The sequence below is a fragment of the Nocardiopsis sp. NPDC006139 genome (assembly GCF_040614155.1).
Lineage (GTDB): Bacteria > Actinomycetota > Actinomycetes > Streptosporangiales > Streptosporangiaceae > Nocardiopsis > Nocardiopsis changdeensis.
In genome coordinates, this window is sequence record NZ_JBEXTT010000008.1 from 281,172 (window position 1) to 307,192 (window position 26,021).

Here is a 26,021-nt window from a genome sequence, read left to right on the forward strand (position 1 = left end):
CGGGGCGCGGGGCGGGCGGGCGCGGTCCCGGGCAGGCCGGAGGCGGCGCGGCGGCCGCTCCGGGGGCTCTCGTCCACGGCGGTTCGGGGCACGGGGGCGTCTCCTCCACGGCAGGGGTCCGGCGGTCCGCCCACCCTAGCCGCCGGGCCCGACACCGGCCGGTCCTGCGGCCGGTCCTGCGGTCAGTCCGCGGAGGGGTCGTGGTGGCGGCCGATGGGCAGCATCAGCGGCCGCCCCGACACCGGGTCGGTGATGATGCGGCTGCGCAGCCCGAAGACCGCCTCCACCGTCTCGGGCGTGAGCACCTGCTCGGGGGCGCCCGCGGCGTGCAGCCTCCCGTCGGCCAGGGCGATGAGGTGGTCGGCGTAGCGGGCCGCCAGGTTGAGGTCGTGCAGCACCATCACGATGGTCGTGCCCAGGGACCGGTTGAGGTCGGTGAGCAGGTCCAGGACCTCCACCTGGTGGCTGACGTCCAGGAACGTCGTCGGCTCGTCGAGCAGCAGCAGGTCCGTGCGCTGGGCCAGCGCCATCGCGATCCACACCCGCTGGCGCTGCCCGCCGGAGAGCTCGTCCACCGGACGGTCGGCCAGCCCCAGGGTCCCGGTGGCCTCCAGGGCGGCGGCCACCGCCTCGTCGTCCTCGCGGGTCCACCGCGAGAACACCCCCTGGTGGGGGTGGCGGCCGCGGCCCACCAGGTCGCTCACCGCGATCCCCTCGGGGGCGATGGGCGACTGCGGCAGCAGCCCCAGAGTGCGGGCCACCTGCTTGGACGGCATCCGGTGGACCTTCTCGCCGTCCAGCAGCACCTGCCCGGACCGGGGGGACAGCAGCCGCGACATGGCCCGCAGCAGCGTGGACTTGCCGCAGGCGTTGGCGCCGACGATCACGGTGATGCGCCCCGGCGGCACCGCCAGGTCCAGGTCCTCGACGACGGTCCGGTCCTGGTACCCCAGGGTCAGGTCCTCGACGAGGAGCGAATGGGCCGTGGTCACAGGGAGCCTCCCGCGCGGTGGGTGCGGACGATCAGGTACACGAGGTAGGGCGCGCCCAGCACGCCGGTGACGACGCCGACGGGGAACCGGGTGCCGAGCAGGAACTGGCCCGCGAAGTCCGCGACCAGCACCAGCAGCGCGCCGACCAGGGCGGCCGGCAGCAGCAGGGACCCGCCCGGGCCCACCAGGCGGGCCGCGATGGGGCCGGACAGGAACGCCACGAACGCGATGGGGCCCGCGGCCGCGGTCGCGAACGAGATGAGCCCCACCGCCGCGACGATGAGGACCAACCGGGTGCGGTCCACCCGCACCCCCAGCGCCGCGGCGGTGTCGTCCCCCAGCCGCAGGGCGTCCAGGTCCCCGGCCCGGGCCAGCAGCACCGGGGCCAGGAGCGCCAGGGCGGCCGCGGCGGGGACGACCGCCTCCCAGCCGGCCCCGTTGAGGCTGCCGGTCAGCCAGCGCAGCGCCTCCTGGAGGTCCCACTGGGCGGCCCGGTCCAGGATGTGGTCGGTGATGCTGTGGAGCATCGCGGCGATGCCGATGCCCACCAGCACCAGCCGTCCGCCCGCCACCCCGTTGCGGTACGACAGCAGGTACACCAGCAGCGCCACGGCCAGGCCGGAGGCGATGGCGAACGCCGACACCCCGACGCCCTCCAGGGAGAGCACCACGATCGCGAAGGTGGCGCCCGTCCCGGCCCCGGCGCTGATGCCGATGATGTCGGGGCTGGCCAGCGGGTTGCGCAGCATGGTCTGGAAGGTGACGCCGGCCAGGCCGAAGCTCAGTCCGGCGACCACGGCCAGCACGGCCCGGGGCAGCCGGAGCCGTCCGACGGTGAACGAGGCGCCGGGCACGTCGCGGCCCAGGATCACGCCGATGACGTCGCCGGGCGGGTAGAAGGTCCTCCCGACCATGAGGGTGACGGCGAACCCGGCCGCGATGAGGACGCCCAGGACGGTGATGACGACCAGGCGCCGCCGGCCGCGGGCGCGCCGCCCCCGGGCGACGGCGGACACGACGGCCTCGCCGGGGGCGGGGACGGGGGACCGGGTGGTGTCGATGGCGGAACCGCTCACAGTGCACGGACCTTGTGTCGGCGGACGATGGAGATGAAGACGGGGGCGCCGATGAGCGCGGTCACGATGCCGACGTCGAGTTCCGCCGGCCGGGCGACGATGCGGCCCAGGATGTCGGCGGCGGTCAGCAGGGCGGCGCCGCCCAGGGCGGAGAACGGCAGCAGCCAGCGGTGGTCCCCGCCGATGAGCATGCGGAAGGCGTGCGGCACCACCAGGCCGACGAACGCGATGGGCCCGGTGACGGCGGTGGACGCCCCGCACAGGACCACGGCGCCCAGGGAGGCCGTGGCGCGGGCGGTGGCCACCCGGGCGCCCAGCCCGGCGGCGAGTTCGTCGCCCAGGGCGAGCAGGTCCAGGCCGCGCGCGGACAGCAGGCACAGCAGGAGGCCGACCACCAGGAACGGCAGGACCTGGGACACGGCCTCGAAGGTGCCGCCGCCCACGCCGCCGATCTGCCAGGAGCGGACGCTCTCGGCGATGTCGCCGCGCGGCAGGGCCACGGCGGTGATCAGCGAGGTGAGCGCGGCCGAGGTGGCCGCTCCCGCCAGGGCGAGCTTGAGGGGGGTGGGGCCGCCGCGGCCCAGGGAGCCGACGACGTACACGGCGACGGCGGTGGCCGCGGCCCCGGCGATCGCCACCCAGATCCGGGAGGTGGCGGTGGCCAGCCCGAAGTAGGCCATGCCGGTGACCACGGCCAGCGAGGCGCCCATGTTGACGCCCAGAATGCCGGGGTCGGCCAGCGGGTTGCGGGTGACGCCCTGCATGACCGCTCCGGCCAGGCCCAGCGCGGCACCGGCCAGCACCGCGAGCACGGTGCGGGGGATGCGCTTGGCGACGGCCGCCCGGCCGAAGCCCTCGGTGTCGCCGCCCAGGGCGGCGAGGATGTCGGGCCAGGAGACGCTGCGCGAGCCCACGGTGACCGAGGCGAACATCAGCCCCAGGAGCACCGCGGCGAGCAGGAGCAGCCACAGGGCCTTGGCGCGCCGGGGGCGCCGCACGACGGCGGCGCCCACGGCTGCTGAGGTGTCGTGCACGGTCACTCGGCCTTGTCGGCGGCCTCGGACAGCAGCGACAGGTAGTCGTCCAGGACCCAGGAGATGGCCAGCGGGGTCGGGTTGGCGGCGGTGCCCAGCGGGTCGGTGCCGGGCAGGGCGACGATGGCGCCGCTCTCGACGGCGGGCATCTGGGACAGCAGCGGGTCGCCCTCCAGCGCCTCGACCAGCTCGTCGCCGCCGTAGGTGACGATGATGTCGACGTCACTGAAGGCGTCGGCCTGCTCGGCGCTGTGGGTGAGGGAGAACGCCTCGGTCTCGGCGGAGGCGGTGGCGACGCTCTCGGGGGTGGACAGGCCCAGGTCCTCGAAGAAGAGGGCGCGGGTGTCGTGGGTGGTGTAGAAGCTGACCTCGCTCAGGTCGGAGGTGTCGACGTGGGTGAGGAACATCGTCGACTTGCCCTCCAGGGAGGGGTGCTCGGCGGCGGCCGCGGCGATCTCCTCCTCCAGGTCGGCGACGAGCGCCTCGCCCTCCTCGGCCATGCCCATGGCCTGGCTGTTGAAGCGGATCATGTCCTGCCAGGGGGTGCCCCAGGCGGTCTCGGGGTAGGCGACGACGGGGGCGATCTCGCTGAGGGTGTCGTAGTCCTCCTGGGTGAGGCCGGAGTAGGCGGCCAGGATGACGTCGGGCTCGGTGTCGGCGACCGCCTCGAAGTCGATGCCGTCGGTCTCGTCGAACAGCACGGGGGGCTCGGCGCCGAGCTCCTGGAGCTTCTCGTCGACCCAGGGCAGCAGGCCGTCGCCGTTGTCGTCGCCGAAGTCGGCGGCGGCCATGCCCACGGGGACGACGCCCAGGGCCAGGGGGACCTCGTGGTTGGCCCAGTTGACGGTGGCGATGCGCTCGGGCTCGGACTCGATGACCGTGGTGCCCAGGGCGTGCTCGATCGTGATCGGGGTCCAGTCCCCGGAGGCCCCGCCCTCCGGCCCGGCGGGCTCGTCGGAGGAGCAGGCGGTGAGCCCGAGGGTGAGCAGCGCCGCCGCGGCGGCGGCGGCGGTGGGCGTGAGAACGCGGGACATGGTGTCCTTCCGATCAGGGGACCGCGCCCCGGCGGCCGCGGCCGTCGCCGCCCGCCGGGGAGTCGTCGCAGGGCAGGGGCACCCGCGACAACGGAAGATAAGGGTTGCCTAACCGAACTTAGGGTGCATTTACCCGACGCGCAATCACGCAGATGTGACAACCTTTGTCGCGAAACGGACATCCGTCCCCCGGGACGCCGTCACCCGGCCCGGAAACGGCCGGGGCTGGTGCCCGTGATGCGGCGGAACGCCGTGCCGAACGCGCTCGCCGAGTGATAGCCGACACACGCCGCCACGTCCTCGATGTCCTCCCCGCGCGACAGCAGCGCGATCGCGTGCCGCACCCGCGCGGTGGCCACCCAGCGGCTGAAGCCCAGCCCGGTCCCGGCCCGGAACGCCCGCGTGATGGTGCGGGTGCTCACCCCCAGCCGGGCCGCCCACGCGGCCAGGGTGGTGGTGTCCGCCGGGTCCGCCAGCACCGCCTCCACGATGGGGGCCAGCAGCGGGGAGTCGGGGATCTGCAGCAGGATCTCGTTGCGGGCGGGGGCGATCAGGTCCGGCACCATGCCCTCGGTGCGGGCGCGCTCGTCCCCGGACAGGTCCCCGTGGTCCAGGCGGTCCAGCAGCAGCCGCAGCAGCGGCGTGACCTCGACCGCCACCGGCCGGTCGGCGATCGCGGGCACCGCGTGCACCCCGAAGTGCGCGGCCCGGTGCCGGGTCCCGGCGGGCGTCCACCCGCTGTGGCGCACCCCGGCGGGGATCCACAGGCCCACGGTCGGCGTGATGGTCCACACCCGCGTCCCGACCGTCGCCGAGGAGGCGCCGTGCTCGTTCCACAGCAGCTCGTGGGTGGGGTGGGCGTGCTCCTCCCAGAAGGTGTCGCGGGCGATGACCTCCTCCGAGCCCCACACCACGAACGGCACGTCGATCTCCCCGGCCTCGTACACGGGCAGCCGGCGGTTGTCGAACCCCGGGTCCGCACCGGGAAGGACGTCTCGTATGACCACGTCGTTCAGGGTACGGCCCCGGTCCGCGGGCGGTCGGCCGCCTCCTCCTTCCCGCCGTCATGAGAGTGGTGGCGGCCCCGGTCCGCGCGGTCGGCCCCACCCGTCGCGGTCCCGGGCGACAAGGGCCGGGTACGGCCCCGGGCCGCGGTCGGCCGCGCCCCCGCCCGCGCCCGCGGGGGCGGGCGGTGCGATGCTGTCGGTGACCCGCAGGCATTCGACGGAGGAGCCCCATGACGGCGTTCGACCTCGGCGCGTTCCGCGCGCAGTTCCCCTCCCTGGATTCGGGGATCGCCCACTTCGACGGGCCCGGCGGCACCCAGACCCCGGTCCGGGTCGGGGAGGCGATCGCCCGAACGCTCACCGGGCCGCTGTCCAACCGGGGGACGTCGGCGGTCTCGGAGGCCAACGCCGAGGCGGCCGTGGCGGCGTTCCGCCGCGCCTACGCCGACCTGCTGGGGTGCGCGCCCGAGGGCGTGGTGTACGGGCGCAGCGCCACCCAGATCACCTACGACTTCTCCCGCCACCTGTCCAAGGACTGGGGCCCCGGCGACGAGGTCGTGGTCACCCGGCTGGACCACGACTCCAACGTCCGCCCCTGGGTGCAGGCCGCCGAGCGCACCGGCGCGGCCGTGCGGTGGATCGACTTCGACCCGGCCACCGCCGAGCCCGACCTGTCCGGGCTGGACGCGGTGATCAACGAGCGCACCCGGCTGGTGGCCGTCGGGGCGGCCTCCAACCTGCTGGGCACCCGGGTGCCCGTGCGCGCGATCGCCGACCGCGCCCACCGGGCGGGGGCGCTGGTCTACGTCGACGGGGTGCACCACGCCGCCCACGCGGTGGTGGACGTGCGGGAGCTGGGCGCCGACTTCTACGTGTGCTCCCCCTACAAGTTCCTGGGCCCGCACTGCGCGGTCCTGGCCGCCGACCCGGCGCTGCTGGAGACCGTCGTCCCGGACAAGCTGGTGCCCTCCACCGACGCGGTGCCCGAGCGGTTCGAGTACGGCACCCTGCCCTACGAGACCATGGCCGGGGCCACCGAGGCGGTGGAGGTGCTGGCCGACCTCGCCCCCGCGGGCGGCGACCGGCGCGGGCGGCTGGCCGACGCCCGCCGGCTGCTGGAGGAGCACGAGGTGTCGCTGCGCGACAGGGTCGAGGCGGCCCTGGCCGGGCTGGGCGGGGCGGTGGAGGTGCACTCGCGGGCGGCCGAGCGCACGCCGACGCTGTTCATGACCTTCCCCGGCCGCCGCAGCGCCGACGTCTCGCGCCTGCTCGCCGAACGCGGCGTGCTGGCCCCCGCCGGGAGCTTCTACGCCTACGAGGCGTTCGCCCGGCTGGGCGTCGACGACACCGCCGGGCTGCGCGTGGGCATGGCCCCCTACACGGCGGAGGAGGACGTCGACCGCCTGCTGTCCGCCCTCGCCGACGCCCTGCGCTGACCGGCCGCCGCGGGCCCCGGGTCAGCGGGCCAGGGCGCGGTGGGCGGCGGCCAGGCGGTCGGTGTCGGTGCCCTCCCCGGCACCGGTGACGGCGTCCGCCCAGGCCAGGAGGGTGTCCACGGCCGAGTCGGCGGGCGGGGGCGCGGTGGGGCGCTCCCCCAGGGCGACCCGGCCGGTGGTGCCGTCGAGGGTGAGGAGGTCGCCCTCGGCGGCCCAGCGGTCCCCCGCGCGCACGCGCCCCGGTTCGACGTGCAGGCCGGCCGCGCCCACCACCGCGGGCCGGCCCAGGGCGCGGGCCACCACGGCGGCGTGCGAGGCGGCCCCGCCCCGGGCGGTGAGCACCCCCGCCGCGGCGGCGAGCCCCGCCATGTCCGCCGGGGAGGTCTCCGGGCGCACCAGCACCACCGGTCCGCGGGCGGCCATGCGCACCGCCGACGCGGTGTCGGTGGCGATGCGCCCCACCACCGCTCCGGGGCCCGCGGGGGTGCCGCGGGTCCACAGGTCGGCGCCCTCGGCCAGGACGGGCAGCCGGGCGCGTTCCAGGTCGGCGGTCGCGACCCGCGCCAGCGCCTCGGCGCGGGTGATGACGCCGCGTTCGGCGAGGCCGACGGCGGTGCGCACGGCCGCGGCGCCGGAGAAGCCCGCGGGGCGCACCTGGAGGAGCCACAGCCGCCCCGTCTCGACGGTGAACTCCAGGTAGCAGGCGTCCCGGTAGTGGGCCTGCGTACGCTCCAGGGCGTCGCACAGGTCCGCCCACGCGCGCGGCTCGCGCTCGGCCAGGGCGGTCAGGGGCAGCGGCAGCGCACGCCCGGAGACCACGGCGTCGCCCCGGCTGCGGAAGAGCACGTCGCCGGCGGGGCCGGGCGACCCGTCCACCGGGTCGCGGCCGAACGCCACGCCCGAGGCGCTGCGGTCGTCGCGGTCGCCGTCCGCCATGGCCTGGACGACCACCGCCGTGCCCGCGTCGCCGTCGATCCCGTGCAGCGCCCGGTAGGTGCGGGCCCGCGGGGCGTCCCAGGACCCGAGCACCTCGACGAGGGCCGCTGTCAGCCGTTCCCGGGCCCCGTCGGGCCCGGCGCCGGCGTCCCCGTCGCCGGCGGGCGGTGCGCCCAGGCCCAGGACGGTGGCCATCATGCCGGGCATGGACACCGCGGCGCCCGAGCGCACCGACACGGTCAGGGCCGGGGTGCCGCCCAGGGTGCGGCCGGTCCGCCGTTCCAGGGCGGCCAGGGCGGCGCGGACCTCCGCCTCCAGCCCGTCCGGGAGGCGGCCCAGGCGGCGGAAGGCCCGGCAGGCCCCGGTGGTGACGACGAACCCCGGCGGCACGGGCAGGCCCAGGCGCCGCAGGGTGATGAGGCCGTGGGCCTTGCCGCCGATGTCGCCGGGCCCGTCGGCCACGGCCGGGTCCAGGGGCCGCACCCACCTCATCGGGGGACCCCCAGGGTGGCGAGCAGGTCCTCGTGGAGCTGGAACCAGAGCGTGTGGTAGGAGGCGAGGTGGTCGGTCAGGTACTCCGTGCGCCCCGCACGGGCGTGCTCCAGGGCGCGGGCCAGGCCGGGCCGGTACCGGCCGAACCGGGGCAGCGCTGCGGCGAGCGCGTCGCAGACCGGGGCCGCCCGCCGGTCCAGGTCGGCGAACAGGTCCAGGACGCGGGCCTCGGCGGCCGGGTCGCCGGGGCGGCGCAGCTGCCAGGCCGAGCACAGGTCGAGGAGTTCGGGGTTGAGCTCCAGGAACCGCTCGTAGGCGGCCGCGACGGCCGGTCCGGCCCCGGCGGCCTCCAGCTCCCGGGCCCGCGCGCGGGCGTCGGCCTCCCGTCCGGCCGCGGTCTGCCCCCAGCCGCCGAAGGGCCCGCTGTGGCGGGTCACCAGTCCGTCGACGGCCAGGTCGATGAGGGCGGACTCGGCCTCGCCCGGGTCCAGGCCGGTGACGGCGGCGACGGTCTCCACGGAGCTGAACCCGATGCAGCGCAGGGTGGACAGCACCGCGGCGGGGGGATCGGTGGACGCCATGTCCGCACCTCACGCCTTCTCAGATGTCGATGACATCCAGATGATAACCACATCTGAATACCAATGGCATCCGAAAGCCCGCCGCTCAGCCCGGGGCGTCCAGCTGGGGGGCGACCAGGCGCCGGTAGGCGGGGCAGTCCCGGAGCAGGTCGGCGTGGGTGCCGTCGCCCACCGGGACCCCCGCGTCCAGGACGATGATCCGTTCGGCGCGCACCAGCGTGGTCAGGCGGTGGGCGATGGTGATCGTGGTGCGGCCCGCCCGGGCGGCGGCGATCGCCTCCTGGACGTCGTGTTCGCCGACGGCGTCGAGCTGGCTGACGGCCTCGTCCAGGACCAGCACCCGGGCCGGGTTCAGCAGGGTGCGGGCCAGGGCCAGCCGCTGGCGCTCACCGCCCGACAGGGAGCGGCCGTTGTCGGCGAGCACCGTGTCCAGGCCCTCCGGCAGCCGCCGGACCACGTCGTCCACCCGCGCCGCCTCCAGCACCCGCCACAGGTCGGCGTCGTCGAGGTCGTCGTCGGTGGCCAGCAGCAGGTTGTCGCGCACCGTCTCCCGGAACAGGGCGACGTCCTGGGGCAGCAGCGACACCACTCCCGGCAGCGCCGGTCGGGTGTAGCGGGGCAGGGGCGCCCCGGCGGCCTCCACCCGGCCCTGCCCCGGGTCCACGCACCGGGCCAGGACCTGCGCGAACGTGGACTTGCCCGACCCCGACCTCCCGGCGATCGCGATGTGCCCCCCGGGCCGGACGTGCACGGTCAGGTCCCGCACGGCCGGGCGGGCCGACGCCTGGGGGTCGACGTCGCTCCACCGGAAGGACACCCCCTCGGCCCGGACCCGGCCGCCCTCCTCGGGCGGCGCGGCCAGGTCGCCGTGGGCGGCGACCGGCGGGCGCGCGGTCAGCAGCGCACCGATCCGCGCCGCGGCCTCGCCGGTGGTGCCGTAGTGGCGGGTCATCGCCGCCCATTGCAGGACCGGGGCGGTCGCCATGGTGGCCAGCACGATCGCGAAGGGCACCGCCTCGGGGGCGAGGGTGCCGCGCTCCAGCTGCCAGGCGGCGGCCGCCGCGGTGGCCACCGCCGCCAGCAGGGCGACCGCGCCCAGCACGGCGGTCTCGGCCCCCGAGCGGCGGGCGTTGCGGAACTGGGCGGTGAGCAGCCGGTCGTCCAGGGCGGCCAGCCGCTCGGCCCGCCGGGGCACCAGCCCGTAGCCGACGATCTCGCGGACGGCCCCGGTGTTCTCGGCGACCTCGCCGCCCAGCTCGGCCAGCGCGGTGCGGATCCGCTCGCCCTGGGGGCGCGCCCACCGCCGGGCGGCCAGGGTGAGGGCGACGGACAGGGCCAGGACGGGGGCCGTGAGCAGGGCGGCGGGCGGGCTCACCGCGGCCAGCGCGCCCCACAGCAGCGGGGTGGCCGCCCAGGCGCTGAGCGTGTAGATGGAGGAGTGGGCGTAGAAGATCTCCAGCGCCTCGGCGTCCGACAGGGACGAGGTGAGCAGGTCGCCGGAGCGGCGGCGGGAGAGTCCGGCGGGGGCGAGCCGGGCCAGGGCGTCGTACACCCACAGCCGCACCCGGGCCAGCACCCGGAAGCTCAGGTCGTGCGAGAGCCAGGACTCCAGCCACGAGGCGGCCGACCGGACGGCCACGGCCGCCAGGGTGGCGGCCGCCGGTGCCGCCAGGTCCGCGGGCCCGCCGCCGGCCAGGACCGTGACGACGGCCCACACCCCGCCCAGCGCGGCACCCGCCTGGGCCAGCAGGGCCAGGGTGTTGAAGGCGACGGCCGCCAGGTACACGCCCCGGTGGCCGGCCAGGGCCGCCCACATGCCGGGCCAGGTGGCGAGCCCGGCCGTGGGCGGCACCGGCCCGGTCGCGGCGGTCATCGCACGCCTCCCGTCCCCGCGCGCTGGGCGTCGACCAGCCGCGCCCAGTGCCCCTGTCCCAGTGCCAGTTCCCCCGGCGGGCCGAACTCCGCCACCCGCCCCCGGTCCAGGACAAGGACCAGGTCGGCGTGCGCGACGGTGGAGAGCCGGTGCGCGATGACGACCATGGTGCGCTCGCCGCGCCCGGCGCGCAGGAAGCCGGTGATGAGCGCCTCGTTCTCCGCGTCCAGCGCGCTGGTGGCCTCGTCCAGGAGCAGCAGCCGGGCGTCGGCGGCCAGGGCGCGGGCCAGGGCGACGCGCTGGCGCTGGCCTCCCGAGAGCAGCCGCCCGCCCTCGCCCACCGCGGAGTCGAGGCCGTCGTCCAGCTGCCCGGCCACGTCGTCCACCCGGGCCCGGGCGACGGCGTCGGCGACCCGGGCGTCGGCCTCCGGTCCGGGGGGACCGGCGGCGAGGGCGATGTTCTCCCGGATCGTGCCGGACAGCAGGACCACGTCCTGTGCGACGCGGGCGGTGCCGCGGCGCAGCCCGGACAGCGACAGGTCGGCGAGGTCGCGGCCCTGGAGCAGGACCCGCCCGGAGTCGGGGTCCATGTCGCGCAGCAGCAGCCGCCCCAGGGTGGTCTTGCCCGCGCCGGAGGCGCCGACCACCGCGAGCACCGAGCCCGCGGGGACGGCGAACGACACCCCGCGCAGCGCGGGCCCGGCCGCGCCCGGGAAGGTGAAGTCCACGTTCTCGAAGGCCACCGAGGGCGGCCCCGCCCACTCCACCGGTGCCGCCCCGGGCCGGTCGCGGACGGGGGGCTCGGTCTCCAGCAGCCGGGTGATCGCGCCGGCCGCGGCGATGCCGTGGAACCCCTCGTGCCAGTACCCGCTCAGCTCCTGCTGGGGGCGGAAGCACTCGGCGGACAGGAACAGCACCAGCAGCACCGACTCCAGGGGCAGCGAGCCGCGGGAGGCCTCCAGCGCCGCCGTGAGCGTGGCCCCGGCCGTCCCGACGGACATCGCCGCGTTCATCACCGCCGACACCCCCAGCGAGGCCCGCATGTTCGCGGTCGTGGCCGCGCGCAGGTCCTCGGCGGCCCCGGCCAGGTGCGCGCGCCGCCGGTCGGCGGCGCCCAGCGCCACCAGGGTCGGCAGGCCGCGGACGGTGTCGCCGACCCGGTCGGCGAACGCCTCGAACCTGTCCCAGTGGTCCCGGGCCCGGTCGCGCAGGACCAGGCGCCACAGGCGCTGGGCGAAGGGGACCGTGAGCACGCACACCAGCACCACGGCCGCCACCGGCGGGGAGACCGCGACGAGCACGGCGAGCAGCACCGCCGGGACCGCCCACGACACCAGCAGCTGGGGCAGGTAGAACCCGATGTAGCCCTGGAGGTGCTCGACCCCGTCGACGGCGGTCGGCTGCACCCCGCCGCGCCCCCGCGGCCAGGTGTGGCCGGGGCCCAGTTCGTAGATCCGGTCCATCACCCGGGCCCGGACCGCCCGTTTGACCCGGGCCGCGGTGGCGGTCGCCAGCTGGTCGCGGACCCACAGGCAGACCCCGCGCCCGGCCGCGCAGGCGGCGGTGGCGGCCAGGGCTCCCGCCACCGCCGGCGCGCCGCCGTCCCCCCAGCGCAGCAGGGCTCCGGTCACGGAGGCCAGGCCGAAGGCCACCCCCACGGAGAACCCGGCGGCCGCCACCGCGGCGGCCGCGGTGGCGGCGACGCCGCCGCGTACGGGGGCCAGGAAGGGCCGGATCCCTCGGTTCAGGTACATCGCCGGGCCTTTCGTCTGCGGTAGGGGGCCGGTGGCGGACGGGACCGGTCAGAACAGGTCGGGGTGCAGTTCGGCGGCGATCCGCTCGACCGCGTCGATGTTGCCCAGGGTCCCGGGGAACAGGTCCGAGTTCGGCACCGCGACGAGCCGGTCCCGGGCGACGGCCGACACGTCGGGGAAGGTCTCGGCCAGGTACGCGCGGGTGGCGGCCTCGTGCTCGGCGTCGTTGACGGAGAACACGATGACCTCGGGGTCGCGCGAGGTGATCTCCTCCGGGGTGACGACGGCGGCGAAGAACTCGGCGAAGGCGGGTTCGTCGCGCTCGAAGACGTTGTCGCCGCCGGCGCGGTCGATGATGTCGTACTCCACGCCGCCGCCGATCGCGGAGAGGGTCGTCCCCTCGACGTAGAGCTGGGCGACGCTCGGCCGCTCGGCCCCCTCGACGGTGTCGGCGACCTCCTCCAGGCGTGCGCGCCCCTGCTCGGAGAGCTCCTCGGCCCGCTCGGTGACGGAGAAGATCAGGCCGAGGTCGGCGATGTCGGTGAACAGGTCGTCGACCGTGCCGGCGGCCCGGCGGTCGGAGCAGCCGCCGGTGGCGGTGTAGGCCTCGGCCCCGGCGCCGGCGAGCTGTTCGATGCTGGCGAAGCCCTGCTCGGCGGTGAACTCGTAGTCCGTGGGCGAGTAGACGAAGTCGGGGGCCGCGCCGAGCAGGTCCTCCCGGGCGGGCGGGGCCTCCTCGCTGAGCACGGGCACGTCGGTGAGCTGCGCGGTGATGTCCTCGTCGAGCTCGTGGTGGGCGACCTGGGCCTGGCCGGCGAGGCGGTCCGCCAGCCCGAGTTCGACGAGGAGCTCGGTCTGGGAGGGGCTCAGGCCGACGACGCTCGCGGGCGCGGACTGGAACGTCAGCTCCCTGCCGCAGTTCTCGACGGTGACGGGGTACCCCCGGCCGGCCTCCTCCCCGGCCGCGGGCTCGGGCTCCACCGAGGTCCCGCAGGCGCTCAGGGCCAGGGCGGCGCCCGTGAGGAGGGCGAGCGCGGCGAGGGGGCGGCGCCCCCGGGGTGCGTGCCGCCGGGTCGTGTGCTGCCGGTTCATACGGTTCCTTCCGTGAGGGTGTCGGGGGCGGCGGGGCGGGCCACGCCGTGCAGGAGCAGGTGCGGCCGCCGGGGGCCGTGGACGATGTCGGCGTCGACGCGGAAGCGGTCGCGCAGGACGTCGGGGGTGAGGACCTCGGCGGGGGTGCCGGACCTGTCCAGGCGGCCCTCGACGAGCAGGGCGACCCGGTCGCAGTGGGCCAGGGCCAGGTCGAGGTCGTGCAGGGCGATGAGGGTGGTCAGCCCGAGTTCGCCGATGAGGTCCATGAGTTCGAGCCGGTGGGCGGTGTCCAGGTGGTTGGTGGGCTCGTCCAGGACGAGCACCCGGGCCTGCTGGGTGATCGCCCGGGCCAGCAGGACCCGCTGGCGCTCTCCCCCGGACAGTTCCGCGACCTGGCGGCCGGCCAGTCCGAGCACGCCGACCCGGTCCATCGCCTCCCGGGCGATCTCCAGGTCCCGGTCCGTGTCGGGGGAGAACCCGCGGTGGTGGGGGGTGCGCCCCAGCAGGACGGACTCCAGCGCGGTGATCCCGAAGTCCTCGTGGGAGTCCTGGGCGACCACGGCGACGCGGCGGGCGACCTCACGCGGCCGCAGGTCGCGCACGTCGTCGCCGTCGAGCAGGACGCGCCCGGTGCTGGGGCGCAGCACCCGGCACACGGTGCGCAGCAGCGTGGACTTGCCGCTGCCGTTGGTGCCCAGGACGCCCAGGACCGATCCGGGGGCCGCCTCGACGGAGACGTCGTGGACCACGGTGCGGCTCCCCCGCGCCACGGAGACCCCCTCCAGTACGACCCTCACCGGTCCATCCCCACGGTCGAGGCGCGGTCGCGCCGCAGCAGCCACAGGAAGAAGGGGGCGCCGACCACGGCGGTGAGGATGCCCAGGGGGACCTCCACCGGTGCGGCGACGGTGCGGGCCATCAGGTCGGCGGCGGCCAGGAAGACGGCGCCGCCGAGCACGCTCACCGGGAGCATGACCCGGTGGTCGGTGCCCACGAGGATGCGCGCGATGTGGGGGATGATCAGGCCGACGAAGCCGATGCTGCCGCTCACCGAGACGACGGCGCCCACCAGGAGGGCGGAGACCAGCAGCAGGACGGTGCGCAGCCGGTCCACGGAGACGCCCAGGGAGGTGGCGGCCTCGTCGCCCGCGAGCAGGGCGTTGATCCCGCGCACGTTGGCGCCGACGACGACGAGCGCGACGAGCAGCGCCAGGGCGGGCGCGAGCAGGGACCCCATGGTGGCGGCCGACACCGAGCCGAGCAGGAAGAACATGACGCTGAAGACGTTCTGCGCCTCGGTGGTCAGGGTGAGGTAGCTGGTGACGGCGCTGAACAGGGCGCCGAGCGCGACCCCGGCGAGGATGAGCCGCTGCGGGGCGACGCGGCCGTGCCTGCGGGCGATGAAGTAGACGGCGGCGGTGGCCGCGGCGGCCCCGGCGAAGGCCGCCGTCGAGAGCGACAGGCCGCCGACGGCCCCGCCCACGACGACCAGGACCGCGCCGACGCCCGCCCCGGAGGAGACGCCCAGGACGTACGGCTCGGCGAGCGGGTTGTGCACGACGGCCTGCATGAGCGCGCCCGCCAGGGCCAGGGAGGCCCCGGCCAGGGCGGCGAGCAGGGCCCGGGGGAGCCGGAAGCCCCACACCGCCTGGTCCTGGAGCACGGTGTAGGTGCCGTCGGTCATCCAGGGCATGCCCGGGACGAGGTGCCCCAGCAGCAGCCGGGCGGCGTCCAGCGGGGTCAGGTCGACCGCCCCGGTGGCGGCCGAGGCCAGGATCACGGCCACGAGGGCGGCCGCCAGGAGGAGCGCGGCGGGGAGGCCGCGCCGCCGCCGTCCGGGCCGGGCGGCCGGGGGCGGTGGCGCGGGGAGCCCGGCGCGGTGCGGGCTGCGCGTGCTCATGGGTCGGGGGTTCCTCTCCGGGGCCGTGGGGGCGGTGCGGGGGCGCGTCCGGCCGGGAGGGGGCGCACACCGGCCACACGGGCAATGAAAACGGTTTTCGTTTCATGAGTATAGACCTCCGCGAAACGGGACGGATCCATCGCCCGCCACTCCGGCCCCTCGGTCGCCCCGGGGCCCCGCGCCCGGAGCACGCGAAAGGGGGCGGAACACCCGTTCCGCCCCCGTGGCCCCGCCCGTCCCGCGCCGGTCAGGAACCGGTGGAGTGCTCGTCCCAGTGGCCGTCGTGCTCGCGGTGCAGGTGCCCGTCGTGCACGTAGTCCACGTGTCCTTGGTGGGGCACCGCCACGTGCCCGCACCCCTCCCCGTGCCGGTGGTCGTGGTCCTCGTGGACGGCGTGCCCCTCGTGCGCGCACTCGTCCCAATGGCCCTCGTGGCCGTGGTGCAGGTGCCCGTCGTGCACGTAGTCCACGTGCCCCTGGTGGGGCACCGCCACGTGCCCGCAGGAGGCACCGTGCTCGTGGGTGTGGTCCTCGTGTACGAGGTGTCGCGTCGCCATCGCTCCCCCAGGGGCTCGGTCGGTCCCGCGCCGGCCCGCCGCCGCACCGCTCCGCGGCCGCGCGGCGGACCGGCCGCACAGGGACCAGTCGATCAGAGAACACCCCCGCGGGGAACCTCGGTGGCGGCGGACCGGCGAAAGCTTGACCCGCGCCTCACCTTTCGGCGAGCGCCCCGCCGGCCTCCCGGGGCAGCCCGCCCCGCATCCGCAGGACGAGGTCGGCGCGCGCGGCCTCGCGTTCGGAGTGAGTGGCGTGCACGACGGTGACCCCTCGGGCGCGCTCCTGCTCCAGCACCTCCCCGATCCGGGCGCGGGAGTCCGCGTCCAGGCCGGTCGCGGGCTCGTCGAGCAGGAGCAGGTCCGCCTCCTGGGCCAGCCCCTGGGCCAGCAGGACCCGCTGGCGCTGTCCGCCGGACAGCTCGCCCAGCTGCCGCCGGGCCAGGTCGGCGACCCCCAGCCGCTCCATGCACGCCCCGACCTCCTCCCGGTCCCGGCGGGTCAGCCTGCGCCACGGCCCCCGCAGCCCCCACCTGCCCATCTCCACGGTCTCCCGCACCGTGATGGGCAGCGCGTCGGAGACCGCGCTGCGCTGCACCACGAGGGCGGGGCGGCGCGGCGTGCCCAGGCTCACACTCCCCGCCCGCGGGGCCAGGACCCCGGCCATGACGGACAGCAGCGTGGACTTGCCCGAGCCGTTGGCCCCCACCAGGGCGGTCACCGTCCCCGCGGGAATCGCCAGGGTGACGCCGCGCAGGACGTCGCGGCCGCCGTGGCCCGCGTACACGTCCGCCAGTTCGACCGCCGGCGCCCCTGCCGTACCGGCCCCGTCCGAGGTCATGCCCACCTCCGATTTGGTAGTGAAAACGGTTTTCATTATAGAGTGCCCGGCATGGAAGCCCTATTCGCCCCCTTCGAGGTGGTCTTCGTGCAGCGTGCGCTGTGGGGAGGCGTCCTCGTGTCCCTCATCTGCGCACTGGCCGGAACCTGGGTGGTGCTGCGCGGGATGGCCTTCCTGGGGGACGCCATGTCCCACGGAATGCTCCCCGGGGTCGCCCTGGCCGCGCTGCTGGGCGGCAACCTGTTCGTCGGCGCGGCCGTGGCCGCGGCCGGGATGGCGCTGGGGGTCACCGCGCTGAACCGCTCGCCGCGCCTGTCCCAGGACACGAGCATCGGCCTGCTCTTCGTCGGCATGCTCTCGGCGGGGGTGATCATCGTCTCCCACTCGGGGTCCTTCGCCGTCGACCTCACCGGCTTCCTGTTCGGCGACGTCCTCGCCGTACGGGAGCAGGACCTGGTCCTGCTCGCCCTGGCCCTGCTGGCGGCCCTCCCCGTCGCGGTCCTGGGCCACCGCTCCTTCACCGCCCTGGCCTTCGACCCGCGCAAGGCGACGACCCTGGGCCTGGCCCCCCGGGCCGCGCACGCCGCCATGCTCGGCCTCATCACCCTGGCGGTGGTCGCCTCGTTCCACGTGGTCGGCACCCTGCTCGTCTTCGGCCTGCTCATCGCCCCTCCGGCCGCGGCCGCGCTCTGGGCCAGGAGCATCCCCGCGATCATGGCCGGCGCCGCCGTACTGGGCTGCACCGCCACCTTCGTCGGCCTGCTCGTGTCCTGGCACTGGGGCACCGCGGCCGGGGCCAGCATCTCGGCCACCGCCGTGGCCCTCTTCTTCTGCTCGGCCGCCCTGTCCCGGCTCCGGCCCGGCGGCGGCCCCACTCCCCCCGACGACGATCCCCCCGCACCCCTGCACACGGACGAAAGGTCGAACGCGTCATGATCCGCACCCACCGCAGAGGCCGGCTCCCGGCGTCGGGCGCCGGGCTGCTCGCCGCCGCGCTGCTCGCCGGATGCGGCCCCGCGCCGCAGGAGGAGCCGCCCGCGGACGCCGAGCCGACCCCGCACGGCTACGTCGAGGGGGCCGAGGAGGCCGCCGAGCCCCAGTCGCGCCTGGTCCTGGCCGACGACGAGGGCCGGATCCAGGTCCTGGACCTGATCACCGAGGAGTCCACCCTGCTGGACCCCGTCGGCCCCGTCGACGGGATCACCGGCGACGGACGGTTCGCGTACCTGTCGTCATCCGATGAACGGACGACCTCCGTCGTCGACAGCGGCGTGTGGACCGTCGACCACGGCGACCACTCCCACTACTACCGGGCGGAGATCCGCACGGCCGGGACCGCCGGCGTCGCCGCCGCCAGCGCGGCGACCGACACCGCCCTCACCGCCCTGAACGGCGCCGACGGAACGCTCGCGCTGCTGGACCGGCCCTCCCTGGAGGACGGGACCGCCGCCGCTGCCGCCGCCGACCCGCGGGCGGCCGGCCTGACCCTCCCCTACGCCGGGCGGCTGATCGTGGCCGAGGACGGCCCCGTACAGGTCCTGGACCGCGACGGCGGACCCCTGGAGACCCTGGGCGAGGAGTGCGCCGACCCCGGGGCCTGGGCCGTCACCCGCCGCGGCCTCGTCCTGGGCTGCGCGGACGGCGCGCTCGCGGTCACCGAGGACGACGGCGCCCTCACCGCCGAGCCCCTCCCCTACCCCGACGGCCTGCCGGCCGGGGCCGCCGTCACCGGGTTCCACCACCGGCCCGGGGCCGCGGCCCTGGCGGCGGTCCCCGCCCCGGACACCGTCCTCGTGCTCGACCTCGCCGAACGGCGCTGGGACCACTGGGAGCTGCCCGGCGTCGTCACGGCGACGGCGGTCGGCGAGGGCGCCTCCGTGCTCGCCCTCACCGAGGACGGGGCCCTGCACGCCCTGGACCCCGCCACCGGCGAGGAACGGGCCCGCACCGACCTCTTGGAGCGGGTCGACGCCGAGCACCCCCCGGCCCTCCAGGTGGACACCTCCCGGGCCTACGTCAACGACGCGCACGCCGGACGGGTCCACGAGATCGACTACAACGACGACCTGCGCGTGGCACGCACCTTCGAGACCGAGGTCGCGCCCCACCACATGGTCGAGACCGGACGGTGAACCGATGAGCAGCCCTCGCACCCGGCCGCGCACCGCGGCGCTCGCCCTGGCCCTGGCCGCCGCCCTCGGCCTCTCCTCCTGCTCCGCCGGCGACGGCCCCGGCGAGGGGATCGTGGTCACCACCAACATCCTCGGCGACCTCACCCGCGCGGTGGTCGGCGACCAGGCCGAGGTGACCGTCCTGATGAAGCCCGACGCCGACCCCCACTCCTTCGGGGTCTCCGCCCAGGAGGCCGCGCGCATCGAGGGCGCCGCCCTGGTGGTGCACAACGGCCTGGGCCTGGAGGAGGGCGTGGCCCGCAACGTGGCCGCCGCCGAGGAGGCGGGCGTCCCCGTCCTGGCGGTGGGCGAGGCCGTCGACCCGCTGCCCTACACCTCCGATGAGAACGAGGGCGAGCCCGACCCCCACTTCTGGACCGACCCCGCGCGGGTCGCCGCCGCCGTGGACCTCATCGCCGAACAGGTCGTGGAGCGGGTCGACGGCGTCGACGCCGAGGCGGTCCGCGCCAACGCCGAGGCCTACGGCGGGGAGCTGGCCGAACTGGACGAGTGGATGACCGCCGAGTTCGACGCGATCCCCCGGGAGGAGCGCCGGCTGGTGACCAACCACCACGTCTTCGGCTACCTCGCCGACCGCTACGGCTTCGAGGTCATCGGCGCGGTCATCCCCTCCGGCACCACCCTGGCCTCTCCCAGCGCCTCGGACCTGCAGTCCCTCGCCGAAGCGGTCGAGGCCGCCGGCGTGCGGGCGGTGTTCGCCGACTCCTCCCAGCCCGACCGGCTGGCCACGGTCATGGCCGAGCAGGCCGGCGTGGAGATCGACGTCATCCCGCTCTACTCCGAATCGCTGACCGGCCCGGACGGCGGAGCGCCCACCTACCTGGACATGATGCGCGCCAACACCGAGGCCATCGTCGACGGCCTCACCGCGCCCTGACCCCCGCCCCCGCCCGCGGCGCCCCGCGCCCCGGAGAACACCCGTCCCCGCAAGAGAACGACACAAGGATCGGAACACCATGAGATCACCCCGCACCGCGGCACGGGCGGCCCTGCCCGTCGCCCTCTCCGCCGGACTGCTGCTGAGCGCCTGCTCGGCCGGTCAGGACGGCGGGGCCGAACAGGCCTCCACGGACGCCTCCCCCGCCGAGGCCGCCATCGCGAACCCGATCGCGGTCACCTACGACGGCGGCATCTACGTCCTGGACGGCGACACCCTGGAGGTCGCCCGGGACATCGGGATCGAGGGCTTCAACCGGCTCAACCCCGCCGGGGACGACCGCCACGTGTTCGTCTCCACCTCCGAGGGCTTCCAGGTCCTGGACGCCGCCGCCGGCGAGCTGACCGACACCGTGTTCGCGGCCGACACCCCCGGCCACGTCGTCCGCCACGCCGGGCGCACCGTGCTGTTCGCCGACGGCAGCGGCGAGATCACCGCCTTCGACTCCGACGCCCTGGGCGACGGGATCCCCGAGGACGCGGAGACCCACACCGCCGAGGAGGCCCACCACGGGGTGGCCGTCGAACGGGAGAACGGCGAACTCCTGCTCACCATCGGCACCGAGGAGGAGCGCACCGGCGCCCTCGTCCTGGACGCCGACGGCGAGGAGATCGCCCGCAGCGAGGACTGCCCCGGCGTCCACGGCGAGGCCGCCGCCGAGGGCGACACCATCGTCATCGGCTGCGAGGACGGCGTCCTGGTCTACGACGACGACGGGTTCACCAAGGTCGACGCCGAGCACGACTACGGCCGCATCGGCAACCAGGCCGGATCCGACACCTCGCCCATCGTCCTGGGCGACTACAAGACCGACCCGGACGCCGAACTGGAGCGCCCCGAGCAGGTCTCCCTGATCGACACCTCCGACGCCTCGCTCACCCTGGTCGAGCTGCCCTCCAGCTACACCTTCCGCTCCCTGGGCCGCGGCCCCGGGGACGAGGCCCTGGTCCTGGGCACCGACGGCTCCCTGCACGTCATCGACCCCGAGACCGCCGAGCTCACCGACTCCATCGAGCTGATGGACGCCTGGGAGGAGCCGCTGGAGTGGCAGCAGCCGCGCCCGGCCCTCTTCGTCCGCGGCGGCACCGCCTACGTGACCGACACCGCCACCCGCCAGGTTCACGCCCTGGACCTGGAGACCGGCGAGGTCACCGCGTCGACCACCCTGGAGGAGACCCCCAACGAGCTGAGCGGCGTCGCCCCCTGACCCGCCGGGGCCGGTGCGCACGGCGCGCGCCGGCCCCCGGGCTCAGCCCCCGGCGCGGGCCGTGTGGTCCCCGACCAGGTCCACCAGCCGGTCCACCACCCCCGGGGCCAGGTGGTGGGCCATCCCCGCGATCTCCACGAACCTGGCCCCGGGCACGGCCCGCGCGGTGGCCCGCCCGCCGCTGGGGTGCACCATGAGGTCCACGTCCCCGTGCACCACGAGCGTGGGGGCGCCGATCCGCGCCAGCTCCCGGGTCCGGTCCCCCGAGGCGTGGATGGCCCCGATCTGCCGCGGCACCCCGCTGCGGGCCCGCACTCCCCCGGCCCGCTCCCACAGGCCCCGCGCCCAGGCGACCTCCTCGTCGATGTCCGGCGGGAAGACCGCCGACCCGATGTGCCGCAGGAACGCCAGGTGCTTGCGCACGGACTCCTCGACCGTGCGCGCCGGGCGCCCGCCCATGCGGGCCAGGCTCGACCACGCCACCCGGCCCACCCGCCGCTCCCCCGTGGTGGAGAAGACCGACGTGAGCGACGCCGCCCGGTCGGGGTGGCGGGCCGCGAGGGTCTGCCCGATCATGCCGCCCATCGACATCCCCACCAGGTGGGCGCGTTCGATGCCCAGGTGGTCCAGCAGGCCCACGGTGTCCGCGGCCATGGCGCCCAGGTCGTAGGAGTCCGGGCGCGGCCGGCCCAGCACGCTGTGCAGCGGGGACGGCGACGGCGTCGGCACCCGCGTGGAGCGGCCCGCGTCCCGGTTGTCGAAGGCGACCACCCGCGCGCCCCGGTCCAGGAGCCCGTCGACCATCCGCCGGGGCCACGAGGTCAGGTCCAGCCCCAGGCCCGCGATGAGCAGCACCGGGACCCCCTCCGGCGGCCCCTGGACGCGGTAGCAGATCCGCGTGCCGTCCGACAGGTCGGCGAACCGGTCCTCCCCCCTCACGCCGACGCCTCCGTCCGCACCGGCGCCGCCGCCCTAGCGAAGCGCAGTTCGGGGTCGGCCACCCGGTCCGCCCGCAGCAGCGCCACGTCCGCGGTGTAGCCCGTGGAGGTCAGCCACGGGGCGCGGTCGCCCTGGCGGGGCAGCTCCGCCACCGACCGCCGCACGTACCCGGCCGCGAAGTCCAGCAGCGGGCGCGTGGGCATCCCCGGATCCGAGGGCTCGGGCACGCAGATGTCGTACCCGCGGGCGTCCATGTGCTCCAGCAGGCGGCAGAAGTGCTCGCACAGCAGGCCGACCTTGAGCGTCCAGGACGCGTTGGTGTACCCGATCGCGAACGCCAGGTTGGGCACCCCCGACAGCATCATCCCCTTGTAGGCGACCGTGTCGGGCAGGTGCACCGGCGCGCCGTCCACCGCCAGCTCCACACCGCCGAACGCCTGGAGGTTCAGGCCGGTGGCGGTGACGACGATGTCGGCCTCCACCTCCCGCCCCGACTCCAGCAGCAACCCCTTCTCGGTGAAGGAGGCGATCCGGTCGGTCACCACCGACGCCCGGCCCGAGCGGATCGCCCGGAAGAAGTCGCCGTCGGGCGCCGCGCACAACCGCTGGTCCCAGGGGTCGTAGGGCGGGGAGAAGTGCTCGTCCACCGGGTACCCGGCGGGCAGCTGGGCGACCGTCACCCGGCGGATGAGCCTGCGCGCCGTCTTGGGGAAGCGCCGGCAGAACCCCCAGACCAGGGCGCCCTTCCAGATGTTCTTGCGCCGGGCCATCCGGTGGCCCCGCTCGTCCCCGAAGACCCTGCGCAGCCGGTCGGCCAGGGCGTCCCCGCGCGGCACCGGCATGATGTACGTGGGCGTGCGCTGCACCATGGTGACGTGCCCGGCCTCGCGCGCCATCGCCGGGACCAGCGTGACCGCGGTGGCCCCGCTGCCGATCACCGCGACCCTCCTGCCCGCGTAGTCCAGGTCCCGCGGCCAGTGCTGGGGGTGCACGACCGTGCCGGCGAACCGCTCGCGGCCCTCGAAGCGCGGGGTGAAGCCCTCGTCGTAGCGGTAGTAGCCGGAGGCGCTGAACAGCCATCCGGTGCTCAGCCGCAGCCGCTCACCGGTGTCGGTGCGCTCGACCTCCACCAGCCACCGCGCCCGCTCGCTCGACCACTCCGCGCCCAGCATCCGGTGGTGGTACCGGATGTGCGGCCCCAGGCCGTTCTCCTCGACGGTCTCCCGCAGGTACGCCAGGATGCGGTCGGCGTCGGCGATGGCCTGGTGGTCCCGCCACGGCTTGAACTCGTAGCCGAAGGTGTGCAGGTCCGAGTCCGAGCGGATGCCCGGGTACCGGAACAGGTCCCAGGTCCCCCCGGAGGCCGCCCGGGCCTCCAGGACCGCGAACCGCTTGCCGGGGTGGTGCTCCTTCAGGTACCGCGCGGCCCCGATCCCGGAGATGCCCGCCCCGACGACGAGCACGTCCAGGTGCTCCACCTCTGTCCGCCCACCGGCCATGTACCGCTCTCCTCCGTTCGGCGCGCCTCTACCACCCTGTGTGATCCGGGCCATGTTGTGCCAGCGCACCGCGCACCGTGATCCTGGTCCGCGTGGTGCACAACGCTACTGCGGCCCCCTCCTGGCCGCTCCCCTCGCCCCGCGTCGCGCAGCTGTTCCGGCGCGGGGCCGAGCTCGCGCTGGACCCGCCCGGGGACTGGGTGGAGCAGCTGCACTCCGCCTCCCTGAGCGGGGAGCGGATGCGGCCGGTCGCCGAGGACCCGGTGCTGGCCGCGCAGATCCGCGGCGCCAACCTGGCCAACCTGCGGCACTGGGTCGCCGCCAACCTGGCCCGCCCCGGCGAGAGGGTCCCCGTCGACCTGCGCCCCGAACTCCTCGAGGCCTCCCGCGACCTGGTCCGGCGCGGCCTGGACGAGGGCGCGCTGGACTCCTTCCGCAACGGGCAGAACACCGCCTGGCGCCGCTGGATGGACATCTGCTTCGGGCTGACCGGGGACCCGGCCGAACTGCGCGAGCTGCTGGACGTGTCCTCGCTGTCCATCAACACCTTCGTCGACGACACCATCAGCGCCCTGTCCGAGCGCATGCGCGCCGAACGCGCCGCGCTCACCCAGGGCAGCCACGCCGAGCGCCGTGCCGCCGTCACCCTGCTGCTGGAGGGGGCGCCGATCGGGCGGGCCCGCGCCGAGCAGCGGCTGCGCCACACCCTGTCGGGCCCGCACACCGCCGCGGTCCTGTGGGGCGACGCGAGCGACCGGCTGGAGGCGGCCGCCGAGGACGTGGCCCGCGCCGCGGGGGCCGCGCACCGGCTGACCGTCATCGCCGGGGCCACCGCCCTGTGGGTGTGGCTCCCGGTCGCCGCCGCCCCGCCGCAGGAGGACCTGGAGCGGGCGCTGGCCGCCCACCCGGACGCCCGCGTCGCGGTGGGGCGCCCCGGCACCGGCGTGGACGGGTTCCGCCGCAGCCACTTCGACGCGGCCACAGCCCAGCGGATGCTCGCCGCCTCTCCCGCCCGGCGCTGCGTGCGCTACGGCGACATCCGGCTCGCCGCCCTGCTCTCCGACGCCTCGCCCCAGCTCGGGGAGTTCCTGGAGGACACCCTCGGCGGCCTGGCCGCCGCCGACCCGGTCCTGCGCGAGACCGTCCTGGCCTACGTGCGCGCCCTGGGCAGCACCACCCGCACCGCCGAACTCTGCTACACCCACCGCAACACGGTGGTGCGCCGCCTGGCCCGCGCCGACGAACTGCTGCCGCGCCCCCTGGCCGAGAACCCCGTGGACGTGGCCGCCGCCCTGGAGCTGCTGCGCTGGCGGGCCCCCTGACACGGCGCGGGGCCCGCCCCCGGCCGGGGGCGGGCCCGCGGGGCGCCGGTTCTCACTCCCGCGTGAGCTCCATGCCCCTGGTCTCCCGGATGAACAGGCACGACAGGCCGGTCAGCGCGCACAGCGCCATGATGTACACGCCGAACACCCAGCCCGCGCCCAGGTTCCCGAACAGCTGGTTGAGGTAGGGCGCCGTCCCGCCGAACACCGCCACCGACAGCGAGTACGCGAACCCGATCCCTTGCGTGCGCACCCGGGTCGGGAAGCTCTCCGACAGGATCGCCGAGAGGATCGCCGCCGGGGCCGACACCACCAGCAGCGCCACCGAGGTCGCCACCAGCAGCGTCCACCCCTGGTCGGTGATCATCCGGGTGAGCGGGTACTGGAGGGCGAACATCAGCACCGCGAAGAACAGCAGCATCGGCCGACGCCCGCCCCGGTCCGACAGCAGCCCCCAGAACGGCAGCGACACCAGCGCGATCACCTGCGCGGCCACCGACATCCAGTAGGCGGTGCCCGGGTCCATGCCCTGCTGGGTGATGGCGTAGGTGGAGACGTAGGAGGTCCACGTGTAGTGGGCGGCGGTGATGCCCGAGACCATGGCGATCATCACCAGGACGGCGCGCACCAGGCCCGCCCGCGACATGCGCTCGGGGGCCGGACCCGTGTCCCCGCCCCGGTCCCGGTCGGCCTCGAAGACGTCGCTCTCGTCCATGTCCCGCCGCAGGTACAGCGCGACCAGCGCCAGCAGCGCGCCCAGCAGGAACGGCACCCGCCAGCCCCACTCCCCGACCGCCGACTCCGGCAGCGCCGAGGTGAGCACGCCGCCCAGGGTGTAGGCGATGACCGACCCGCCGAAGATCGCGATGAACGCGACGCTGCCCCACATGCCGCGCCGGTGCGGCGGGGCGATCTCGCCCACGTAGGAGTAGGCGGTGGCCGACTCACCGCCGTGCGCGAACCCCTGGAGCACCCGAGCGGCCAGCAGCACCAGGGACGCCCACGCCCCGATCGTGGCGTAGGTGGGCATCAGGCCGATGACCAGGCTGCCCACCGCCATCATGAGCATGGTCGTGACCAGCACGAACTTGCGCCCGCGCCGGTCGGCGATCCGCCCGAACACGATGCCGCCCAGCGGCCGCATGAGGAACCCGACGGCGAACACCGCCAGGGTGGACAGCAGCGCCGACAGCGGGTCGCCCTGGTCGAACATGACGACCGCGATGAAAGGCTTCAACATCCGTTAGTCACAGCGTAAAACGGGCCCGTTCTGGCGACTGCAACGCCGAACGGACCCTGACCCGAAGCACCTGCCTGAACAGGA

23 protein-coding genes are annotated in these 26,021 nt (G+C 75.7%); 6 read left to right on the top strand and 17 right to left on the bottom strand.

Translation table 11 applies throughout. From position 1 onward, the window contains the following. Positions 1-182: 182 nt before the first annotated feature. The 5 genes from ABZ249_RS13705 to ABZ249_RS13725 form a co-directional block, all read right to left on the bottom strand. Positions 183-992, bottom strand: a complete 810-nt coding sequence (locus ABZ249_RS13705) for an ABC transporter ATP-binding protein (RefSeq protein ID WP_355261739.1) — start codon at positions 990-992, stop codon at positions 183-185. Continuing rightward, positions 989-2,008 (bottom strand): iron ABC transporter permease, encoded by a 1,020-nt coding sequence (locus ABZ249_RS13710; protein ID WP_355261850.1) that lies wholly within the window; start codon positions 2,006-2,008, stop codon positions 989-991. The genes ABZ249_RS13705 and ABZ249_RS13710 overlap by 4 nt, the downstream gene beginning before the upstream one ends. Before the next feature lie 56 nt (positions 2,009-2,064). Beyond that, positions 2,065-3,108 carry an iron ABC transporter permease gene (locus tag ABZ249_RS13715; RefSeq protein ID WP_355261742.1) on the bottom strand — a complete coding sequence of 348 codons (1,044 nt, stop codon included), beginning with the start codon at positions 3,106-3,108 and terminating at the stop codon, positions 2,065-2,067. Continuing rightward, entirely contained in the window at positions 3,105-4,136 is a 1,032-nt protein-coding gene (locus tag ABZ249_RS13720) for an iron-siderophore ABC transporter substrate-binding protein (RefSeq protein ID WP_355261745.1), read from the bottom strand. The genes ABZ249_RS13715 and ABZ249_RS13720 overlap by 4 nt, the downstream gene beginning before the upstream one ends. A 200-nt stretch (positions 4,137-4,336) precedes the next feature. Beyond that, positions 4,337-5,143, bottom strand: a complete 807-nt coding sequence (locus ABZ249_RS13725) for an AraC family transcriptional regulator (RefSeq protein ID WP_355261748.1) — start codon at positions 5,141-5,143, stop codon at positions 4,337-4,339. Between the two features lie 230 nt (positions 5,144-5,373). On the opposite strand from ABZ249_RS13725, the gene ABZ249_RS13730 reads away from it, so the two are divergent. Further along, positions 5,374-6,579, top strand: coding sequence for a cysteine desulfurase-like protein (locus ABZ249_RS13730; protein WP_355261751.1), 1,206 nt, complete (start codon positions 5,374-5,376; stop codon positions 6,577-6,579). A gap of 21 nt (positions 6,580-6,600) precedes the next feature. On the opposite strand, the gene ABZ249_RS13735 is transcribed toward ABZ249_RS13730, so the two are convergent. The 9 genes from ABZ249_RS13735 to aztA form a co-directional block, all read right to left on the bottom strand. Beyond that, a complete protein-coding gene (locus tag ABZ249_RS13735; protein WP_355261754.1) occupies positions 6,601-8,007 on the bottom strand; it encodes a PEP/pyruvate-binding domain-containing protein in 1,407 nt (468 codons plus the stop codon). Next, complete coding sequence (locus tag ABZ249_RS13740; protein ID WP_355261757.1) at positions 8,004-8,588, bottom strand: transcriptional regulator; 585 nt, start codon at positions 8,586-8,588, stop codon at positions 8,004-8,006. Before ABZ249_RS13740 ends, ABZ249_RS13735 begins: the two co-directional genes overlap by 4 nt. Positions 8,589-8,673: 85 nt before the next feature. After that, entirely contained in the window at positions 8,674-10,461 is a 1,788-nt protein-coding gene (locus tag ABZ249_RS13745; RefSeq protein WP_355261760.1) for an ABC transporter ATP-binding protein, read from the bottom strand. Next, the gene (locus tag ABZ249_RS13750) at positions 10,458-12,215 is read right to left on the bottom strand and encodes an ATP-binding cassette domain-containing protein (protein ID WP_355261763.1); all 1,758 of its coding nucleotides are present in this window, start codon (positions 12,213-12,215) and stop codon (positions 10,458-10,460) included. The genes ABZ249_RS13745 and ABZ249_RS13750 overlap by 4 nt, the downstream gene beginning before the upstream one ends. Before the next feature lie 48 nt (positions 12,216-12,263). Next, complete coding sequence (locus ABZ249_RS13755; protein ID WP_355261766.1) at positions 12,264-13,307, bottom strand: ABC transporter substrate-binding protein; 1,044 nt, start codon at positions 13,305-13,307, stop codon at positions 12,264-12,266. Further along, the gene (locus ABZ249_RS13760; RefSeq protein WP_355261769.1) at positions 13,304-14,104 is read right to left on the bottom strand and encodes an ABC transporter ATP-binding protein; all 801 of its coding nucleotides are present in this window, start codon (positions 14,102-14,104) and stop codon (positions 13,304-13,306) included. Before ABZ249_RS13760 ends, ABZ249_RS13755 begins: the two co-directional genes overlap by 4 nt. After that, on the bottom strand, positions 14,101-15,207 hold the full coding sequence (locus ABZ249_RS13765) for an iron ABC transporter permease (RefSeq protein WP_355261772.1): 1,107 nt from the start codon (positions 15,205-15,207) through the stop codon (positions 14,101-14,103). The genes ABZ249_RS13760 and ABZ249_RS13765 overlap by 4 nt, the downstream gene beginning before the upstream one ends. Positions 15,208-15,454: 247 nt before the next feature. Next, the gene (locus tag ABZ249_RS13770; protein WP_355261775.1) at positions 15,455-15,763 is read right to left on the bottom strand and encodes a threonine dehydratase; all 309 of its coding nucleotides are present in this window, start codon (positions 15,761-15,763) and stop codon (positions 15,455-15,457) included. Between the two features lie 154 nt (positions 15,764-15,917). Beyond that, the gene (aztA, locus tag ABZ249_RS13775; protein WP_355261778.1) at positions 15,918-16,601 is read right to left on the bottom strand and encodes a zinc ABC transporter ATP-binding protein AztA; all 684 of its coding nucleotides are present in this window, start codon (positions 16,599-16,601) and stop codon (positions 15,918-15,920) included. A gap of 51 nt (positions 16,602-16,652) precedes the next feature. Between aztA and aztB the strand changes: the two genes are divergently transcribed. The 4 genes from aztB to aztD all read left to right on the top strand — a co-directional run bounded on the left by aztB (position 16,653) and on the right by aztD (position 20,937). Next, positions 16,653-17,537, top strand: coding sequence for a zinc ABC transporter permease AztB (gene aztB, locus ABZ249_RS13780; RefSeq protein WP_355261781.1), 885 nt, complete (start codon positions 16,653-16,655; stop codon positions 17,535-17,537). Then, positions 17,534-18,733: an ABC transporter gene (locus ABZ249_RS13785; RefSeq protein ID WP_355261784.1), complete on the top strand. Its 1,200-nt coding sequence runs from the start codon at positions 17,534-17,536 to the stop codon at positions 18,731-18,733. The genes aztB and ABZ249_RS13785 overlap by 4 nt, the downstream gene beginning before the upstream one ends. Before the next feature lie 4 nt (positions 18,734-18,737). After that, positions 18,738-19,670: a zinc ABC transporter substrate-binding protein AztC gene (gene aztC / locus ABZ249_RS13790; RefSeq protein ID WP_355261786.1), complete on the top strand. Its 933-nt coding sequence runs from the start codon at positions 18,738-18,740 to the stop codon at positions 19,668-19,670. 79 nt (positions 19,671-19,749) lie between these two features. Continuing rightward, on the top strand, positions 19,750-20,937 hold the full coding sequence (gene aztD / locus ABZ249_RS13795) for a zinc metallochaperone AztD (protein ID WP_355261789.1): 1,188 nt from the start codon (positions 19,750-19,752) through the stop codon (positions 20,935-20,937). A gap of 42 nt (positions 20,938-20,979) precedes the next feature. Here aztD and ABZ249_RS13800 read toward each other — a convergent pair whose 3' ends face one another. Further along, entirely contained in the window at positions 20,980-21,876 is an 897-nt protein-coding gene (locus ABZ249_RS13800; protein WP_355261792.1) for an alpha/beta fold hydrolase, read from the bottom strand. Next, a complete protein-coding gene (locus ABZ249_RS13805; protein ID WP_355261795.1) occupies positions 21,873-23,375 on the bottom strand; it encodes an NAD(P)/FAD-dependent oxidoreductase in 1,503 nt (500 codons plus the stop codon). Before ABZ249_RS13805 ends, ABZ249_RS13800 begins: the two co-directional genes overlap by 4 nt. Positions 23,376-23,467: 92 nt before the next feature. On the opposite strand from ABZ249_RS13805, the gene ABZ249_RS13810 reads away from it, so the two are divergent. Further along, on the top strand, positions 23,468-24,697 hold the full coding sequence (locus ABZ249_RS13810; protein ID WP_355261798.1) for a helix-turn-helix domain-containing protein: 1,230 nt from the start codon (positions 23,468-23,470) through the stop codon (positions 24,695-24,697). A gap of 52 nt (positions 24,698-24,749) precedes the next feature. On the opposite strand, the gene ABZ249_RS13815 is transcribed toward ABZ249_RS13810, so the two are convergent. Next, positions 24,750-25,937 carry an MFS transporter gene (locus ABZ249_RS13815; protein WP_355261801.1) on the bottom strand — a complete coding sequence of 396 codons (1,188 nt, stop codon included), beginning with the start codon at positions 25,935-25,937 and terminating at the stop codon, positions 24,750-24,752. Positions 25,938-26,021: the final 84 nt, after the last annotated feature.